At 43.4% G+C, this 18265-nt stretch carries 15 protein-coding genes; 9 read left to right on the top strand and 6 right to left on the bottom strand.

Annotated features, from left to right (window positions below; translation table 11 throughout):
- Positions 1 to 27: 27 nt before the first annotated feature.
- From SNR28_RS23425 to nadC, 4 genes are all read right to left on the bottom strand, one after another.
- On the bottom strand, positions 28 to 1284 hold the full coding sequence (locus SNR28_RS23425; RefSeq protein WP_375751289.1) for a type II secretion system F family protein: 1257 nt from the start codon (positions 1282 to 1284) through the stop codon (positions 28 to 30).
- Entirely contained in the window at positions 1247 to 2932 is a 1686-nt protein-coding gene (pilB, locus tag SNR28_RS23420) for a type IV-A pilus assembly ATPase PilB (protein ID WP_375751288.1), read from the bottom strand. The genes SNR28_RS23425 and pilB overlap by 38 nt, the downstream gene beginning before the upstream one ends.
- A complete protein-coding gene (locus tag SNR28_RS23415) occupies positions 2932 to 3384 on the bottom strand; it encodes a pilin (RefSeq protein WP_375751287.1) in 453 nt (150 codons plus the stop codon). Before SNR28_RS23415 ends, pilB begins: the two co-directional genes overlap by 1 nt.
- Before the next feature lie 214 nt (positions 3385 to 3598).
- Positions 3599 to 4486, bottom strand: a complete 888-nt coding sequence (gene nadC, locus SNR28_RS23410; RefSeq protein ID WP_375751286.1) for a carboxylating nicotinate-nucleotide diphosphorylase — start codon at positions 4484 to 4486, stop codon at positions 3599 to 3601.
- A gap of 131 nt (positions 4487 to 4617) precedes the next feature.
- On the opposite strand from nadC, the gene ampD reads away from it, so the two are divergent.
- The 5 genes from ampD (at position 4618) to lpdA (ending at position 12177) form a co-directional block, all read left to right on the top strand.
- Complete coding sequence (ampD, locus tag SNR28_RS23405; RefSeq protein WP_375751285.1) at positions 4618 to 5190, top strand: 1,6-anhydro-N-acetylmuramyl-L-alanine amidase AmpD; 573 nt, start codon at positions 4618 to 4620, stop codon at positions 5188 to 5190.
- A gap of 263 nt (positions 5191 to 5453) precedes the next feature.
- Positions 5454 to 6221 (top strand): pyruvate dehydrogenase complex transcriptional repressor PdhR, encoded by a 768-nt coding sequence (gene pdhR, locus SNR28_RS23400; protein WP_375751284.1) that lies wholly within the window; start codon positions 5454 to 5456, stop codon positions 6219 to 6221.
- A 47-nt stretch (positions 6222 to 6268) separates the two neighbouring features.
- Positions 6269 to 8935 carry a pyruvate dehydrogenase (acetyl-transferring), homodimeric type gene (gene aceE, locus SNR28_RS23395; protein WP_375751283.1) on the top strand — a complete coding sequence of 889 codons (2667 nt, stop codon included), beginning with the start codon at positions 6269 to 6271 and terminating at the stop codon, positions 8933 to 8935.
- Between the two features lie 19 nt (positions 8936 to 8954).
- Positions 8955 to 10544: a pyruvate dehydrogenase complex dihydrolipoyllysine-residue acetyltransferase gene (gene aceF, locus SNR28_RS23390; RefSeq protein WP_375751282.1), complete on the top strand. Its 1590-nt coding sequence runs from the start codon at positions 8955 to 8957 to the stop codon at positions 10542 to 10544.
- A 208-nt stretch (positions 10545 to 10752) separates the two neighbouring features.
- Positions 10753 to 12177: a dihydrolipoyl dehydrogenase gene (gene lpdA / locus SNR28_RS23385; RefSeq protein ID WP_375751280.1), complete on the top strand. Its 1425-nt coding sequence runs from the start codon at positions 10753 to 10755 to the stop codon at positions 12175 to 12177.
- A 75-nt stretch (positions 12178 to 12252) separates the two neighbouring features.
- On the opposite strand, the gene SNR28_RS23380 is transcribed toward lpdA, so the two are convergent.
- Positions 12253 to 12858: a LuxR/HapR/OpaR family quorum-sensing transcriptional regulator gene (locus tag SNR28_RS23380; protein ID WP_375751278.1), complete on the bottom strand. Its 606-nt coding sequence runs from the start codon at positions 12856 to 12858 to the stop codon at positions 12253 to 12255.
- Positions 12859 to 13239: 381 nt separating this feature from the next.
- On the opposite strand from SNR28_RS23380, the gene hpt reads away from it, so the two are divergent.
- Positions 13240 to 13770: a hypoxanthine phosphoribosyltransferase gene (gene hpt, locus SNR28_RS23375; protein ID WP_375751276.1), complete on the top strand. Its 531-nt coding sequence runs from the start codon at positions 13240 to 13242 to the stop codon at positions 13768 to 13770.
- Between the two features lie 60 nt (positions 13771 to 13830).
- On the opposite strand, the gene can is transcribed toward hpt, so the two are convergent.
- Complete coding sequence (gene can, locus SNR28_RS23370) at positions 13831 to 14490, bottom strand: carbonate dehydratase (protein WP_375751274.1); 660 nt, start codon at positions 14488 to 14490, stop codon at positions 13831 to 13833.
- 229 nt (positions 14491 to 14719) lie between these two features.
- On the opposite strand from can, the gene SNR28_RS23365 reads away from it, so the two are divergent.
- From SNR28_RS23365 to SNR28_RS23355, 3 genes are all read left to right on the top strand, one after another.
- Positions 14720 to 16366 carry a SulP family inorganic anion transporter gene (locus tag SNR28_RS23365; protein WP_375751273.1) on the top strand — a complete coding sequence of 549 codons (1647 nt, stop codon included), beginning with the start codon at positions 14720 to 14722 and terminating at the stop codon, positions 16364 to 16366.
- 87 nt (positions 16367 to 16453) lie between these two features.
- Positions 16454 to 17371, top strand: coding sequence for an ABC transporter ATP-binding protein (locus tag SNR28_RS23360; protein WP_375751272.1), 918 nt, complete (start codon positions 16454 to 16456; stop codon positions 17369 to 17371).
- 4 nt (positions 17372 to 17375) lie between these two features.
- Positions 17376 to 18146, top strand: coding sequence for an ABC transporter permease (locus SNR28_RS23355; RefSeq protein ID WP_375754157.1), 771 nt, complete (start codon positions 17376 to 17378; stop codon positions 18144 to 18146).
- Positions 18147 to 18265: the final 119 nt, after the last annotated feature.

Raw genomic sequence — 18265 nt, 5'->3', positions numbered from 1 at the left:
CTCATTCAGGGCTGGTTGAGATGGATTCTACCCTAACACACTCAGTAAGTTAAAGATCGGTAGGTACATGGATACGACTATTGTTCCGATTACTGCACTGAGAACAACAATTAAAACAGGTTCAATGGTTTTGCCAAGACTCTCGATACTATCATCAACTTCGGATTCGTACATGTCTGCCAGCTTAGTTAACATGTGCTCCAACATACCGGACTCTTCTCCAGCCATAATCATTTGGCTTACTACCGGAGGGAACTTATTGGTCTGTTGTATTGCAAGGTGAAGAGATGTTCCCGAAGCAGCAGAAGCAATAATGCTCTTAAGGGCTTTCTGATAATAAGGGCTACTCGTCGCTTTTGACGATAAATCGAGTGCGTTTAGTATCGGGATGCCTGCGCTATAACAAGTTGAGAGTGTTCTGCAAAAACGGGCAATGCTGGACTTGATTGTCAGGTCACCTATCACAGGTAACCTTAAAATTGTTTTGCTGAACCAATACCGAAACCTTTCACTTTTGGTGTAGAACTGCCATAGAACTAATACAAGACTAAACATAGATACCAAGAGTAGCTGAAAACGAGCCTGGAACCATTCTGATATAGATATCAACATCTTTGTTAGCCAGGGCAATTGACCATCAAGATTCCTGAACATTGCTTCAAATTCAGGAATCACAACTAACAGCATCAAAGTAAGCACAGTTGTTGTGACCGACAATACGATAATTGGGTACAGCATTGCTTTTTTAAGGTTTGTTTTCAGGCTTAAACTTTTGCTTTGGTAGCCTATAATTTGCTCAAATGCCTCGGGTAACTTTCCTGTTTTTTCTCCAGCTTCGATTAAGTCTGAGTATGCTCCTGAAAAGTGATGATTGGCCTGACGCAAAGATTGCGACAGTGTTTTTCCTTCTTCGATATCTTTGGTGACTAAAACTAACAGTGAACGAATACTCGCTTTATTCGTGTTCCTGGCAATCAACCTTAAAGCTTTTGATAGAGGCAGGCTTGCCGTAATCATTGAACCTAATTGCTTGGTGATGTAGTGGATATCTTTTTCTGTGATTCTATTTTGAATCTGTGTGTAAGTTGAAGGTGATTTAGACCTTATTCTAATGATTTGGATGTTTTGATTTGCCAGTTCCTCGCGAACTTCTGCTTCGGTATACGCTAGCTGATAGGCACTTTTGAGCTCTCCTGAAGAAATAATCCCCTTCCATATAAAGCACTTCAGTACTCTTTGCTTTGCTCTATAGTGAGAGTTTGAGGATTCGCTGAAGTTCGGCATAACTGGTGATTCCTTGTTTGAGTTTTTCTATTCCGGATTGTTTTAGCGAAATAGCACCTTGTTTCCGGGCGATAGACTCTAACTCGAGAATGCTTTCACTTCTTGCCATCGCATCTTTTAACTCAGCAGTCATTTCAATCACTTCATAGAGACCAGTGCGGCCAAGATAGCCTGAGTGACATTTTTGGCATCCTTGTGAGTTGGCCTGATAGATAGGGGCGTTAGGTTCAAAGAGTTCTTTGATAGATGTCGGTATTTGAGCAGGCAATTTACAACTTGAACAGAGTTTTCTACATAGCCGTTGAGCAATCATGAGGTTTAATGATGAAACAATATTGTAATCAGAAACGCCAATGTTTTTGAGTCTGGAGAGCGATTCAAGAGCAGAGTTCGTGTGTAATGTAGACAAAACTAAATGGCCGGTTTGAGCCGCTTTTACTGCTATTTCTGCCGTTTCTAAATCTCGGATTTCGCCTATCATGACAATATCCGGGTCTTGGCGTAAAAATGCTCTGAGTGCCTGCGAAAATCCGAATCCAATCTTATTGTTAATCTGAACTTGATTGATCCCCGGTATGTTTATTTCAACGGGGTCTTCTGCTGTTGATATGTTTCTTTCGGTCTTATTTAGAATGTTTAACCCGGAAAAGAGCGAGACGGTTTTTCCACTGCCTGTCGGGCCGGTAACCAAAATCAACCCTTGAGGAGTATGTAGGGAGTTCCAATACAAGTCAGCTTGTCTTGGTGTCATTCCAAGAGTGTTGATGTCTAAATCAACGGTTCTTCTATCTAAAAGTCGTAAGACGATTTTTTCACCCCAAAGTGTTGGTAGTGTTGAGACACGTAGGTCAACAAACATGTTCTCTTTGAGTTTTATCTTCATGCGACCGTCTTGTGGTATGCGCTTTTCAGATATGTCCAGTTGAGACATTATTTTGATGCGTGCGGACAAACGTTTAGCAAGCTTGGCTGGAGGGGGCTGACTTTCAAAGAGAATGCCATCCAGTCTTAATCGAATACGATAGTGGTCTTCATAGGGCTCAAAATGTATGTCGGAAGCGTTTTTACCGATAGCTTCCAGAAGAATTTGGTGAATATACCGAGCGATAGGCTCATTACTATTGCTAAGGTCTTCGGGCCTCTTACTGTCTGTTTCTGCTGAAGTGATTAACTTAGATAGTTCTTCAGAAATAACGTCTTTACCTGTTTCGGTGTCGTCTCCTAATTGTTCTCCATAAAGCTTATTAATTGCAGCAACTATAGTCAGGTGATCGGCTAATACCATTTCTACTTGGTAGTTAGTTGCAAACTGAAAGTCTTTTATCGCTTGATCGTTAGTAGGATCGGTCAGAGCTAGTGTTAGCGTATGTTCTTTGAGGTTAACAGGAAGGGCTGTGTGAGAAGTAATAAGCTTTCTTAATCCCAGTTCCTGACAGACGCTTGAGTAGTCATAGCTATCAAGCGCTATTAAAGGAAGATTGAATATTGAACTCAGCTCTTTGGCCAGCACAGGTGAGTCTAGCAGACCGAGCTCGATAATGGCTGTTACCTCAGACGTTATACCAGGCAAAGCGTCGAGCAACTGCTTCTCCTGACTCGGACTAATGAGATTATGTTTTTGTAATATGGGAAGTAAGCGCCAATCCATCAGAAGATTTGCCCTCTTGTGCAACCTTCGGGAAAGGCATCGCGCTCTCTTTCAGGTAAGTTAGTGACACAGTGCCAGGATCCTTTTTCATCACGTTCAAGAGCAAGGGCATTTTCATTGGCATAGTTTCTAAACTGAGTTCCAGACAAGATCATAACTATCTGACCTGCAAGAGGGTGAGCCGGGTTTTGCTTTGTAGTGATATTGCCCAGAGGTGTCTGGTTGGCCCCAAGTTTTTGTGTGAGGCTTTCCTGTGTGCTGAGGCTAGGAAAGTAACCGGAATAAGTTAAGTAGGTTTCCAGATTGATTTTCAATGCATTTGCGGTCGCCAGGGAGGCAGTGAGTTCAGACTTTTTAAGATGACTTTGATATTGAGGGATAACCGTTGCGGTAAGCACACCGATGATTGCCACCACAATCATAAGTTCTATTAGGGTAAATCCATTCTTCATAAATCCACCTTAGGAATACTCTTCGGGCACAAAAGGATAAGTAAGGGGAGTCAAATTCGAAATCAGATGTTGTGTGGGGTGCGAAGAACGTTGTGATAAGAAGTGGTTTGTTGCAACGGTTTTAGTGTGTTTGAGAGTGATAGTACGTTTTATTGAGCGGTTTAAACAATTCAGCTCCCGTTTGGGAGCTGAATAGAAGAATTAAGAAAAGTAATTACTGGAATCGCATGGAAAGATCCATCGCCTTTAGGTGCTTAGTTAGTGCGCCAACAGAAATGTAGTCAACACCTGTTTCAGCGAACTCACGGATGGTTTCCAGTGTTACGTTGCCTGAGTTTTCCAGATCAGCACGCCCCTGGTTGATCTTAACCGCCTCTCTCATCATATCTTTAGTGAAGTTATCCAGCATGATGATATCTGCACCAGCCTCAATGGCTTCAGTAAGCTCTTCAAGGCTTTCTGTTTCAATTTCGACTGGTTTGCCAGGGTTTAGCTCTTTTGCTGTTTGGACCGCTTTTGTAATTCCACCACAAGCGATGATATGGTTTTCTTTGATTAGGTAGGCATCAAATACACCTATGCGATGGTTAAACCCACCACCACATGCTACTGCGTACTTGAGAGCACTGCGTAAGCCAGGGATAGTCTTTCGAGTATCCAGAAGCTTACAATTCGTCCCTTCCAACTGTTTTACGTACTTTGATACTTCTGTGGCACAACCAGACAGAGTTTGAATGAAGTTCATTGCGTTACGCTCGCCCGTAAGCAGAACTCGAGCTGGGCCGGTTAGCGTACAAAGTCTTTGGTTTGGTTCTACACTGTCACCATCTTGTACGTGCCACTCAATACTGACTTCACCACCGAGCTGTTTAAAGACTTCTTCAGTCCATTGCTTGCCACAAAAAATACCGTGTTCGCGAGTGATTAGGTTGGCAACACTCACCGTGTTTTCCGGGATTAAGCTGGCAGAAATATCTGCACTTTGATCCAGTGTTCCACCCAGATCTTCGCGCAGGGTATCTGATACAGCACGGGTAATTTCTTTCGGAAGTGTTTCTTTAAGGTATTCAAGACGAGCTTGGCTATCGTGACAGTTTTTCATTACTCATTTAAAGCCTGTATTGACGGAGGTGAGAATGATACTCCTGCTTAGTAAATAAATCAGCATCAAATCTCTCAAATGTCGTTTTTTTGCTTGTGTATATATAGTTACGCGTTAATTTGGATGTACAGATGAAGTTTAATGAGTCGTTTATGGATATAACTAAAGATCATTGGCTGGTGGAGGCGAGAAGAGTTCCATCGCAACATTGCAATGAGAGACCTGAAAAAGAGGTCATTTCTCTATTGGTGCTTCATAACATTAGCTTGCCTCCAAATCATTATGGAAGTGATGCCATCGAACGTTTTTTTACCGGGTGTTTAGATCCAGAAGAACATCCCTTTTTTAAAGTTATCCATAAGATGGAAGTATCAGCCCACTGTCTAATAAGACGTGACGGGGAAGTAGTGCAGTTTGTTCCGTTTAACCTAAGAGCATGGCATGCAGGTCAGTCGAGTTTTGCAGGTCGAGATAAATGCAATGATTACTCAATAGGTATTGAGCTTGAAGGAACAGATTTTGATAGTTACACAGAACACCAATACCAAGCTCTTGCACGTGTTACCCAAGCGATACAGGAACACTATCCTCAGATAACGGCCGATCGAATTACCGGGCATCAATATATCGCTCCAATCCGCAAGACCGATCCTGGTTTGTCCTTCAACTGGAAACGATTTAAGTCGTATTGTAGTACAATTTAAATTCGTGTTACATTCAAAGGGTTGGGGTGCTTGCTTTACAAGCAGCTATTAGCATAAATATTTTCGAAGTGCGAAATAAATGTTAATAAATACCCCTTTTTAAGTGTTTTTATGATTTAAATCAATTTCACCTAGACAGGAATGTTGGAGGTATGTTAAGTTCTTTCGCGTTCAATTGGTAATACCAATTTACAACTAAATACTAAATTAGATTACAACAAACGAATAAATAAGAATAAAAGTTAACGAGAAAGACGCTCAATATGGCTTATCAAAGGATACGTCAGCCTAAGCTCTCTGATGTAATAGAGAAAGAGCTCGAGAGGCTGATATTGGAAGGAACATTTTCAGCAGGACAGCAGCTGCCGCCAGAACGAGAGTTGGCAAAGCAGTTCGATGTTTCCCGCCCTTCTATCCGAGAAGCGATACAGCGTCTTGAAGCTAAAAAGCTTCTAACTCGTCGTCAGGGTGGTGGCACCTTTGTCAGCGATACGCTGTGGCAGAGTTTTTCAGATCCACTACTTGATTTGTTGGCTAGTCAAAAAGAAACCCAATTAGATTTATTGGAGTCGCGTCATGCGCTTGAAGGCATTTCTGCCTATTTCGCAGCGCTACGCGGTACAAAAGAAGATTTTGAACGAATCTGTCAAAGCCAAAAGCAGATTTGTATTGCCGAAGAAGAGAAAGACGTAGAGCGTGAAGCTAAAGCTGTAATGGAGTCTCTCATTGCCATTACTGAAGCCGCTCACAACGTCGTTTTACTCCATATAGTGCGTAGTCTGGCACCTCTTCTCGAGCAAAACGTATTACAGAATTTAAAACTATTACACCGCCGCAATGATGTGGTGGAAAAAGTAAGTAAACACAGAGCTAATATTGTGGATGCGATTGTTTCTGGTCAGCCAGAAAAGGCGCGAGAACTTTCTCATACTCATTTAGCTTATATCGAAGAAACCTTGCTGGACTTAAACCGTGAAGAGAGCAGAAGAGAGCGTTCTTTGCGGAGAATTCAGCAAAACAGTGAATCTTAGGGTTTGCTGGTTTCATTAGATCCAACTAAACAAAAGGATAGACCGCCATGTCTGAAGTCATGAACAATGACGTTGATGCACTGGAAACTCAGGAGTGGTTACAAGCTCTTGAATCCGTAGTACGTGAAGAAGGTGTCGAGCGTGCCCAGTTCTTACTAGAAACAGTTTTAGATAAAGCACGCCTTGACGGTGTAGATATGCCTACAGGCATAACTACCAACTACATCAACACCATTCCGGCCGATCAAGAGCCTCCATACCCTGGAGACACAACACTTGAGCGCCGAATTCGCTCTATAATCCGCTGGAACGCAATTATGATCGTATTGCGTGCTTCTAAAAAAGATTTAGAACTTGGCGGACACATGGCGTCATTCCAGTCTTCAGCAGCATTTTACGAAACTTGTTTTAACCACTTCTTCCGTGCTCCAAATGAGCAGGACGGTGGTGACTTAGTTTACTATCAAGGCCACATTTCTCCGGGTATCTATTCCCGTGCATTCGTTGAAGGCCGTCTGACTGAAGATCAGCTTGATAACTTCCGTCAGGAAGTAGATGGTAAAGGTATTCCTTCATACCCACACCCTAAACTGATGCCTGAATTCTGGCAGTTCCCAACAGTATCTATGGGTCTAGGTCCAATCTCTTCTATCTATCAGGCTCGTTTCCTGAAATATCTGGATGGCCGTAAGCTAAAAGATACCTCTAACCAGCGCGTATACGCATTCCTTGGTGATGGTGAGATGGATGAGCCGGAATCACGTGGTGCAATCTCATTTGCTGCGCGTGAGCAACTGGATAACCTATGTTTCGTTATCAACTGTAACCTACAGCGTCTTGATGGACCTGTTATGGGTAACGGGAAGATCATGCAGGAACTTGAAGGTCTGTTTAAAGGTGCAGGCTGGAACGTTGTTAAAGTTGTTTGGGGTACTGGTTGGGATGCTCTTCTTGCGAAGGACACAACTGGTAAGCTGCTTCAGCTAATGAACGAAACTGTGGATGGCGACTACCAGACATACAAATCAAAAGATGGCGCTTACGTACGTGAGAACTTCTTTGGTAAGTACCCTGAAACAGCTGCACTAGTTGCCGACATGACTGATGATGAAATCTTCGCGCTTAAGCGTGGTGGTCATGACTCTTCTAAGATGTACGCTGCACTGAACAATGCGAAAGAGACCAAAGGCCGTCCAACTGTAATCCTTGCTAAGACAGTTAAAGGCTACGGTATGGGTGCTGCGGCAGAAGGTCAGAACATCGCTCACCAGGTGAAGAAGATGGATATGACTCACGTACAGCATATGCGTGATCGTCTTGGTCTTCAGGATCTGGTTTCTGACGAAGAGATGAAGACACTTCCATACCTGAAACTGGAAGAAGGCAGTGCAGAGTACGAATACCTGCATGCTCGTCGAAAAGCACTTCACGGTTATACACCGGTTCGTCTGCCTAAATTTACTCAGGAGTTCGTTACTCCGGAGCTTGAAGAGTTCAAACCTCTGCTTGAAGAGCAGAAGCGTGACATCTCTTCAACAATGGCTTTTGTACGTGCTCTTAACGTACTGCTTAAGAATAAGAACATCGGTAAGAACATCGTTCCTATTATTGCCGATGAAGCTCGTACCTTTGGTATGGAAGGCCTGTTCCGTCAGATTGGTATCTACAACCCACACGGTCAGAACTACACACCACAGGATCGCGACATCGTTTCTTACTACAAAGAAGCAACGTCAGGTCAGGTACTGCAAGAAGGTATCAACGAACTTGGTGCAATGTCTTCGTGGGTTGCAGCGGCAACATCATACAGTACCAACGATCTGCCAATGATCCCGTTCTACATCTACTACTCAATGTTCGGCTTCCAGCGTGTGGGCGACATGGCGTGGATGGCTGGTGATCAGCAGGCTCGTGGTTTCCTGCTTGGTGCTACAGCAGGTCGTACAACATTGAATGGTGAAGGTCTTCAGCACGAAGATGGTCATTCACACATCATGGCTGGTACGGTTCCTAACTGTATCTCTTATGACCCGACTTTCGCTTATGAAGTAGCGGTAATCATGCAGGACGGTATTCGTCGCATGTACGGTGAACAGGAAAATGTTTTCTACTACCTGACACTGATGAACGAAAACTACGCAATGCCAGCAATGCCGGAAGGTTCTGAAGAAGGTATCCGTAAGGGTATCTACAAGCTAGAAACTTACACTGGTGCGAAGGGTAAGGTCCAGCTGATGAGTTCAGGTACTATCATGAACGAAGTACGTAAAGCGGCTCAGATTCTTAGCGATGACTACGGCATTGCATCTGATGTTTACTCAGTAACTTCTTTCAACGAAGTGACTCGTAACGGTCAGGAAGCAGAGCGTTACAACATGCTTCACCCAGAAGCTGATGCGCCAGAAGTACCATACATTGCAGAAGTAATGGGTACAGAGCCTGCAATCGCAGCAACTGACTACATGAAGAACTACGCAGAGCAGGTACGTGCATTTATTCCTGCTGAATCTTACAAGGTTCTTGGTACTGATGGTTTTGGTCGCTCTGACAGCCGTGACAACCTACGTCGTCACTTTGAAGTGAACGCTGGTTACGTAGTTGTTGCTGCTCTAAGTGAACTGGCTAAGCGTGGTGATGTTGAGAAATCTGTGGTTGCTGAAGCAATCAAGAAGTTCGACATTGACACTGAAAAAGCTAACCCGCTATACGCTTAATTAAGGTAGGAAAAGAATAATGGCAATCGAAATTAATGTACCTGACATCGGTGCGGATGAGGTTGAAGTTACTGAGATTCTGGTAAGCGTTGGCGATACGGTTGAAGAAGAACAGTCACTGATCACGGTTGAAGGCGACAAAGCTTCAATGGAAGTTCCAGCCTCTCAGGCTGGTGTAGTAAAAGAGATTAAAGTCGCTGAAGGTGACAAGGTTTCTACTGGTTCTTTGATTATGGTATTCGAAGCAGACGGTGCAGCTACTGAAGCTGCTCCAGCTCCAGTAGCTGAAGAAGCGCCTGCAGCGGCACCAGCAGCTAGTGCTCCGGCACTACAAGAAGTAAATGTTCCTGATATCGGTGGTGACGAAGTTGAAGTTACCGAAATCATGGTAGCAATCGGTGATGCAATCGAAGAAGAGCAGTCGCTGATCACTGTAGAAGGTGATAAGGCTTCTATGGAAGTACCAGCTCCGTTTGCAGGTACTCTGAAAGAGATCAAAGTTGCTGAAGGTGACAAAGTCTCTACCGGCTCTCTAATCATGGTATTTGAAACAGCAGGTAGTGCACCTGCGGCAGCAGTTCCAGCTGCAGCACCTGCAACTGAGGCTCCTAAAGCTGCGCCAGCACCTGCTGCGGCAAAAGAGTCTGCTCCGGCTTCTGCTGGTGAGTTCCAGGAAAATCATGAGTATGCTCACGCATCACCTGTTGTGCGTCGTATCGCTCGCGAGTTTGGCGTTAACCTTTCTAAAGTTAAAGGTACTGGTCGTAAGAGTCGTATCCTTAAAGAAGATGTTCAGAGCTACGTGAAGGAAGCGCTTAAGCGTCTTGAGGCGGGTACTGGTTCTGGCAAAGGTGACGGTAGTGCGCTTGGTCTGCTTCCTTGGCCAAAAGTTGATTTCAGCAAGTTTGGTGATGTTGAAACTCAGCCTCTATCTAAGATCAAGAAAATCTCTGGTGCTAACCTGCATCGTAACTGGGTGATGATTCCTCATGTTACACAGTGGGATAATGCAGATATCACAGAGCTTGAGAAGTTCCGTAAAGAGCAGAATGCTATTGAAGCGAAGAAAGACTCAGGTATGAAGATCACTCCGCTTGTATTTATTATGAAAGCGGTAGCGAAAGCACTTGAAGCGTTCCCTACGTTCAACTCTTCACTATCTGAAGACGGTGAAAGCCTGATTCTGAAGAAGTACGTAAACGTTGGTATCGCAGTAGATACACCAAACGGCCTTGTTGTTCCAGTATTCAAGGATGTAAACAAGAAGGGTATCTTTGAGCTTTCTGAAGAGCTGATGGCGGTATCTAAGAAAGCACGTGCTGGTAAACTGACTGCGGCTGATATGCAGGGTGGATGTTTCACCATCTCTAGCCTTGGTGGTATCGGTGGTACTGCATTTACACCAATCGTCAATGCGCCTGAAGTGGCTATCCTAGGTGTATCTAAGTCAGAAATGAAGCCAGTATGGAACGGTAAGGACTTCGAACCGCGCCTACAGCTTCCGCTATCTCTGTCTTACGACCACCGCGTGATCGATGGTGCTGATGGTGCTCGCTTTATTACATACCTGAACGGTTGTCTGTCTGACATTCGCCGTCTTGTTTTGTAAATAAATAATAGATAAGGTGGCTTAATCAGCCACCTTTTTATTCTAAAGAAATTCTCAACAATTCAATTGGCTTGGCTGAAAAGGAATTGTTGTACAGCTCACAGGCTAAATGGAATTATTTTTCATATCGTTAACATCTTTGTAAACTAATACGGTTTACTAAGAAGCCCCGTTAGCCTGTTAGGGATAATGACTACAAGAGGTCACAATGAGCAAAGAAATTAAAGCCCAGGTAGTAGTACTTGGTGCAGGTCCTGCTGGTTATTCAGCTGCATTCCGCTGTGCAGACCTTGGTCTGGAAACAGTACTGATTGAACGTTACAGCACCCTTGGTGGTGTTTGTCTGAACGTTGGTTGTATTCCATCTAAAGCACTGCTTCACGTTGCAAAAGTAATTGAAGAAGCTAAAGCCCTTGCTGATCACGGTATCGTGTTCGGTGAACCGCAAACAGATATTGATAAAATCCGTCTTTGGAAAGAGAAGGTTATCGATCAGCTAACTGGCGGTCTTGGTGGTATGGCTAAGATGCGTAACGTAACAGTGGTTAATGGTTTCGGTAAGTTTACCGGCCCTAACTCTATCGATGTTGAAGGTGATGATGGTGTTACTACTGTTAACTTCGACAACGCTATTGTTGCTGCAGGTTCTCGCCCGATTAAACTTCCTTTCATTCCGCACGAAGATCCACGTATCTGGGACTCAACAGATGCTCTGGAGCTGAAAGAAGTTCCTGGAAAACTGCTTATCATGGGTGGTGGTATCATCGGCCTTGAAATGGGTACGGTTTACCACTCTCTGGGTTCTCAGATTGACGTTGTTGAGATGTTCGATCAGGTTATCCCGGCAGCAGATAAAGATGTAGTTAAGGTTTACACCAAGCGCATTAAAGATAAGTTTAACCTGATGCTGGAAACAAAAGTGACAGCAGTTGAAGCGAAAGAAGATGGTATCTACGTTTCAATGGAAGGTAAGAAAGCACCAGCAGAAGCTGAGCGCTATGATGCGGTACTTGTGGCAATTGGCCGTGTGCCAAACGGTAAGCTGATTGACGCAGAGAAAGCTGGTCTGGAAGTGGATGAGCGTGGCTTTATCAATGTAGATAAGCAGATGCGTACTAACATTCCACACATCCACGCTATCGGTGATATTGTTGGTCAGCCAATGTTGGCTCACAAAGGTGTGCATGAAGGTCACGTAGCTGCTGAAGTTATCGCGGGTAAGAAGCACTACTTCGATCCTAAAGTGATTCCTTCAATCGCTTATACTGAGCCAGAAGTTGCATGGGTTGGTAAAACTGAAAAAGAAGCAAAAGAAGAAGGTATCAACTATGAAGTTGCGACTTTCCCTTGGGCTGCATCTGGTCGTGCAATCGCATCTGACTGTGCTGATGGTCTGACTAAGCTTATCTTCGATAAAGATACTCACCGTATTGTTGGTGGTGCTATCGTTGGTACAAACGGTGGTGAACTGCTTGGTGAAATCGGTCTAGCGATCGAAATGGGTTGTGATGCTGAAGATTTGGCACTTACTATCCACGCTCACCCGACTCTGCACGAATCGGTAGGTTTGGCTGCTGAAGTATTTGAAGGTACGATCACTGACCTTCCAAATAAGAAGGCTAAGAAGAAGTAATCTTTTTAGTTCTGATTAGATATAAAAAAACCGCTGAAATTTCAGCGGTTTTTTTGTGATTAGATTTCTGCAAATTTATTTGTAAATACAAAGCATGCTTAAGAAACCTTGAACCATATCTTTCAGTTCTTGTTCGTTTTGATCGCGGTTTGCCTGAACGTATACAGAGTAGCAAAGGCCGTGCAGCATTTTCGCCAGGTAAGTAGGATTCTGACTTTCGCAGATCTCACCTTGATCAATGGCTTTCTGGAACATACTTTCCAGCAGCATAGAACTGTTTTTGTTTAGTGAGACAAACAGAGGCCAAACTTCTTCACGAGTAGAAGCACTCCATTCAAACCAAACTTTTAGCCAGTGGCAGTCTTGATGCACTAGTTCAATAATTTGAGAAGTAATGTTTTCCAGGTTCTGCTTCGAATGAAGGGAAGTATCAATAGTTTCATTCAAGAAACCAGAGAACTGGCGAACAACATGGTGAAGAACTTCATCAACCAAATCTTCGCGAGTAGGGAAGTAGTTAAATACTGTCGCGACTGAAACCTGAGCGATTTCTGCGATATCAGCATGTCCGCCTCGACCAATACCTCTGCGTGCAAATACTTCAAGCGCAATATCCATAAGTTGTAATTTACGCTTTTGTGGAGACAGACGGGTTCTAGGTCTTTTTTTAATCATATCCATAACGATTTCCTTGCCAACGTGTTGTTTTATTAATCAAGCGACATTGAGATTATTGTAAATATATTTGTCGCTAGATGAGTGTACAGGTGCATATTTTGAAGATCAACAACCCTTGTTTATATATCAGTCAGTTATTTGACCACGATTAAATTTTGATACACTTGTTACAAAATGTTTCTAAATGCCAAGAGTTTCAATACCTGAAATTGGTTAATTAAATTCCATTAACAGAAAATGCAACCCTTCTATATACAAGATACCTCTATGTATCTTGAGTAAATGTTATGGGATGCTAAAATACTTCCTTATTGATTTGCGCTGGCAGACACTACCCGTCGGGTCTATCCTGACCCTAATAATACTTAAGTAAATGAGAACAGTATGAAACATACAGTTGAAGTTATGATTTCCGAGGAAAAAATACGCAATCGTGTGCGTGAGCTTGGAGAGGTAATAACAGAGCACTATAAAGATTCAGACAATCTGGTTATTGCCGGTCTTTTACGAGGATCTTTTGTATTTATGGCAGACCTTGCAAGAGAGGTTAAGCTGGATCTATCCGTTGATTTCATGACGGCATCAAGCTATGGAAGCAGCCAGGAAAGTTCTCGTGACGTTCGTATATTGAAAGATCTGGATGATGATATTGCTGGTAAAGATGTTCTTCTGGTAGAAGATATTATTGATACTGGTAACACATTGAGCAAAGTGGTTGAAATTCTGTCACTTCGTGAACCAAACTCAATCAAGATCTGTACACTGCTAGACAAACCTTCTCGTCGCGAAGTTGAAGTCGATGTTGAGTGGGTTGGTTTTGAAATTCCAGATGAGTTTGTTGTTGGCCTTGGATTAGATTTTGCTCAGAAATATCGCAACCTTCCGTATATCGGTAAAGTTATTCCTCAGGAATAACTTGTAACAGGCAACAAATAACAGGCTACAGGTTTGAACTTGTAGCCTGATTACTCTCTATTACTTACCGATTTCTCCGGTAGTAATCTTAGCAACAGCGCTTTGATAAGCGATTTCAAGAGTTTCCCTGCTATTACATCTCATTCCAAGGTCAATTAGCTTTCCATCTCCGATACCGTAAATGACACCGTGAAGGTCGACTTTCTGTCCTCTTTCCCATGCATTTTGCATGATTGTTGAGTTACCGAGGTTATAAACTTGTTCTGCTGCGTTAATCTCACATAGCTTATCACCGTGTTTCTCTTTAGGCAGTTCTCCCAACCAGCTGCGATGCTTTAGGTAAAGATCCCTGATATGGAGAATCCAGTTGTTAATAAGCCCAAGTGGCGGGTTTTCTATTGATGCGTTGACTCCACCACATCCATAGTGCCCACAAATGATGACATGCTTTACTTTTAACACATCTACAGCGTACTGAACCACGGATAGACAGTTTAGATCAGTATGGATAACCTGGTTAGCCACATTACGATGAACAAAAAGTTCACCTGAGTCTAAGCCTGTCAGTAGTTCGGCTGGAACACGACTGTCTGAACAACCTATCCATAGGTAATCAGGAGACTGGCGTTCTACCAACTTGGAAAAATACTCCGGTGATTCGGATGTCATTTGTTCTGACCAAGTGGCGTTTTTCTCAAACAATTCTTTAATATCTGGCATTCAACATTCCTCATTGAGCTTTCTAATATACACAAGCTCACATTCTGTTACTTCATTTTATTTTCAGATTTCGTTGGAAAACCGACTGGTCTGAGCTGATTTTGTTAATATTTGTTTACTCTTTTGTTCGTTTTCTATGTGAAATATTAGAACAACTTTGGCTGCATGCTATTTACAATAAGTCATTTTGATTATTGGCTTATTGATTTGTAAGGGATGAGAAACTTAGATGAGCAGGTTTAACACACTCAGCGTTAAGGGTGACCTCTTTGGTGGCGTAACCACCGCAATTATATCGCTACCACTTGCACTGGCATTTGGTGTTGCGTCTGGAGCTGGTGCTGAAGCAGGGCTCTGGGGTGCTATCATGGTGGGGTTGTTTGCTTCACTTTTTGGTGGATCTAATACGCTGATTTCAGAGCCTACCGGGCCGATGACTGTCATTATGACCGCGGTTTTGACCACCATGACCGCCAAATATCCCGAGTCAGGAATGGCGATGACCTTTACCGTAGTCATGATGGCTGGTGCTTTTCAGGTTTTGCTTGGAACTCTGAAGCTAGGTAAATACGTAACTCTGATGCCCTATAGCGTTGTGTCCGGATTTATGTCGGGTATTGGTGTTATTCTGATTATCCTCCAGCTTTCTCCTCTCCTTGGTCATCCGGCTCCGGGAGGAGGTGTTTTAGGGACACTTAAGCAGTTGCCAGAAACGGTCATGTCTCTGAGCTTTAAAGAGCTGTTTTTAGGCGTAACCACTCTTCTTATCTTATTTTTGATGCCTAAGAAATATACTCGTTATGTTCCTTCCCAGCTTGTAGCTTTGGTCTTTGTGACACTACTTTCGATTCTGATATTCGATTTTGATTCGGTGCGTCGTATTGGTGAAATTCCAGCGGGATTGCCTTCTTTAGTTATTCCGACAATCACCACTGAAACCTTTACGACTATGGTGATTGATGCTCTGGTTTTGGGAACATTAGGGTGTATAGATACTCTATTGACTGCGGTAATTGGGGATTCGCTTACCCGAAGTGAGCATAATTCAGATAAGGAGTTACGCGGACAAGGTATTGCCAATATCCTTGCCGGTCTGTTTGGGGCGCTTCCGGGAGCGGGGGCTACTATGGGTACGGTGGTGAATATTCAGGTAGGTGCAAGGACACCGCTTTCCGGAGTTATAAGAGCGTTGATTCTTGCGTTGGTCGTTTTGGTGGCTGGTTCGCTGACAGAGCCGATTCCAATGGCGGTGCTGGCAGGTATTGCAGTTTATGTCGGTATTAATATTCTGGATTGGAGCTTTATCTCCCGGGCTCACAAGGTGAGCCTTCTGGGTATGGGCGTTATGTATGGCGTTATGCTGCTAACGGTCTTTGTCGATCTGATTGTTGCCGTTGGCCTGGGTGTCTTTATTTCCAACATCCTGATTATAGAAAAACTGAGCCTCGCTCAGGAGAAAAACGTAAAAGCAATCAGTGATGGAGATGATGAAGAGATTCCTCTCAACGAAGACGAAAGAAATCTATTAGAGAAAGCTAACGGACAGGTATTGTTTTTCTACCTTTCAGGCCCCATGATCTTTAGCGTATCCAAAGCTATATCCCGACAACATTCTAGTATTGGTCAATATAAATCGATGGTATTGGATTTGACGGATGTCCCTATGATAGATGTCACCGTTGCCCTTGCTTTGGAAAACGCAATAAAGGATGCAAAAGAAGTAGAGTGTCAGGTGTATTTGTTATGCCCGCATGAGCAAACAAAGCAACAACTAGAGCGGCTTCATCTAGATGATTTAGTGCCTCTGGAGAACAGATACTCTTCCCGTTATGAAGCGTTAGATGCTGCGGTTGAAACTGTAAACAGAAATAGTTAACCCAGCACTCAGTAAATACTTCTTAACGCGAGCTAGCCAGCTCGCGTTATTTTTATATAGCTGTGAAAAAGCAGTGATGAGCAGAATATGTACGCACTAGAAATAGAAAATTTAAAGAAGACCTATGCTGTTGGTTTTGAAGCACTTAAGGGCATTAGCCTGAAAGTGGAAAAGGGCGATTTCTACGCCTTGCTTGGACCAAATGGTGCAGGTAAATCAACGACTATCGGTATTATCTCGTCGTTAGTAAACAAGACATCAGGCAAGGTCACGGTATTTGGTCACAATATAGAAAATGAGCTTGAACTCGCCAAAATGAATCTGGGATTGGTTCCACAGGAGTTTAACTTCAACCAGTTTGAAACGGTTGAGCAGATCGTTCTACAGCAAGCGGGCTACTATGGCGTTAACCGAGAGCTGGCGAAGGAAAGAACTAAGAAATACCTTTCCAAGCTCGATTTGTGGGAAAAGCGTAAAGAGCGCGCAAGAAATTTATCGGGTGGTATGAAGCGCCGCCTGATGATTGCACGTGCGCTGGTGCACGAGCCAAAACTGTTGATTCTTGATGAACCAACAGCTGGTGTTGATATTGAACTTCGCCGTTCCATGTGGGAATTCCTTCAAGAGATCAATCGCGAAGGTGTCACCATCATTCTGACAACTCACTACCTGGAAGAAGCTGAGATGCTTTGTCGTAATATCGGTATCATCAGCCGTGGTGAGTTGATCGAAAACACGACAATGAAAGCACTATTGAACAAACTTCATGTCGAGACCTTTATTCTGGATTTAGCCGCAGATAGCAAAAAGCCAAAGCTTGATGGTGTGATTAGTCAGAAGTTAGAGGCTGGATCTCTGGAAATCGAGATCGAAAAAACAATGGGGTTAAACTCGGTATTCAGTCAATTGAGCGAGCAAGGCGTCAATGTGCTTTCAATGAGAAATAAAGCCAACAGACTTGAAGAGCTGTTTGTTAGCATCGTTCGGGATCAGAATGGAAAATAACAGAATGTACAACTTATACTGGACTGCTTTTAAGAGCTTGCTGAACAAAGAAATTACCCGCTTTATGCGAATTTGGGTGCAGACTCTTGTTCCACCAGCAATCACAATGACGCTCTATTTCATTATCTTTGGTAACCTGATTGGTTCGAGAATCGGTGAAATGGGTGGCTTTACCTATATGGAATATATTGTTCCTGGACTGATTATGATGTCGGTCATCACCAACTCATACTCTAATGTTGCGTCATCTTTCTATAGCGCTAAGTTTCAAAAAAATATAGAAGAGCTGCTGGTTGCTCCGGTTCCAAACTACATCATCATTGCAGGATTTGTAATGGGTGGTGTTGTTCGCGGTCTGCTAATCGGCATTATTGTGACCTTTGTGTCACTGTTCTTCGTAAATCTTCAAGTTGAGCATTGGGGTGTGGTTTGTGCGACTGTCTTTATGACTTCAGTCGTTTTCTCGCTTGGTGGTTTGATCAATGCGATCTTCGCCAACTCATTTGATGATATCTCAATTATTCCAACATTCGTCTTAACACCACTGACGTATCTTGGTGGGGTTTTCTACTCACTGACTCTGCTACCTGAGTTTTGGCAGGGTGTGTCGAAAATCAATCCAATCGTCTACATGGTTAACGCTTTCCGCTATGGCTTCCTAGGTGTTTCAGATGTGGGTATTGTCACTTCGTTTGGCGTGCTTTCGGTGTTTATCGTCGTGCTATACGCGATTGCTCACTACCTTGTCACCAGTGGTAAAGGACTTAGAAGCTAGCAAACCTTAACTCGCTCCCATGCTCCAGCGTGGGAGTGTATATCATGGTTTGATAGTGTGTTGAGGTTGATTTAAGTAGTAATGAATTCCCACGCCGCAACGTGGGAGTCGTTGGATAA

This window comes from Vibrio iocasae (assembly GCF_042245395.1).
Taxonomy (GTDB): domain Bacteria; phylum Pseudomonadota; class Gammaproteobacteria; order Enterobacterales; family Vibrionaceae; genus Vibrio; species Vibrio iocasae.
Note: the sequence above shows the minus strand (reverse complement) of the source record. Positions and strands in the feature narration are given on the sequence as shown.

Excerpts from the sequence above, each read along its gene's own strand:
- SNR28_RS23425 (WP_375751289.1), bottom strand. The coding sequence starts at position 1,284 with ATGCCGAACTTCAGCGAATCCTCAAACTCTCACTATAGAGCAAAGCAA.
- pilB (WP_375751288.1), bottom strand. The coding sequence starts at position 2,932 with ATGGATTGGCGCTTACTTCCCATATTACAAAAACATAATCTCATTAGT.
- SNR28_RS23415 (WP_375751287.1), bottom strand. The coding sequence starts at position 3,384 with ATGAAGAATGGATTTACCCTAATAGAACTTATGATTGTGGTGGCAATC.
- nadC (WP_375751286.1), bottom strand. The coding sequence starts at position 4,486 with ATGAAAAACTGTCACGATAGCCAAGCTCGTCTTGAATACCTTAAAGAA.
- ampD (WP_375751285.1), top strand. The coding sequence starts at position 4,618 with ATGAAGTTTAATGAGTCGTTTATGGATATAACTAAAGATCATTGGCTG.
- pdhR (WP_375751284.1), top strand. The coding sequence starts at position 5,454 with ATGGCTTATCAAAGGATACGTCAGCCTAAGCTCTCTGATGTAATAGAG.
- aceE (WP_375751283.1), top strand. The coding sequence starts at position 6,269 with ATGTCTGAAGTCATGAACAATGACGTTGATGCACTGGAAACTCAGGAG.
- aceF (WP_375751282.1), top strand. The coding sequence starts at position 8,955 with ATGGCAATCGAAATTAATGTACCTGACATCGGTGCGGATGAGGTTGAA.
- lpdA (WP_375751280.1), top strand. The coding sequence starts at position 10,753 with ATGAGCAAAGAAATTAAAGCCCAGGTAGTAGTACTTGGTGCAGGTCCT.
- SNR28_RS23380 (WP_375751278.1), bottom strand. The coding sequence starts at position 12,858 with ATGGATATGATTAAAAAAAGACCTAGAACCCGTCTGTCTCCACAAAAG.
- hpt (WP_375751276.1), top strand. The coding sequence starts at position 13,240 with ATGAAACATACAGTTGAAGTTATGATTTCCGAGGAAAAAATACGCAAT.
- can (WP_375751274.1), bottom strand. The coding sequence starts at position 14,490 with ATGCCAGATATTAAAGAATTGTTTGAGAAAAACGCCACTTGGTCAGAA.
- SNR28_RS23365 (WP_375751273.1), top strand. The coding sequence starts at position 14,720 with ATGAGCAGGTTTAACACACTCAGCGTTAAGGGTGACCTCTTTGGTGGC.
- SNR28_RS23360 (WP_375751272.1), top strand. The coding sequence starts at position 16,454 with ATGTACGCACTAGAAATAGAAAATTTAAAGAAGACCTATGCTGTTGGT.
- SNR28_RS23355 (WP_375754157.1), top strand. The coding sequence starts at position 17,376 with ATGTACAACTTATACTGGACTGCTTTTAAGAGCTTGCTGAACAAAGAA.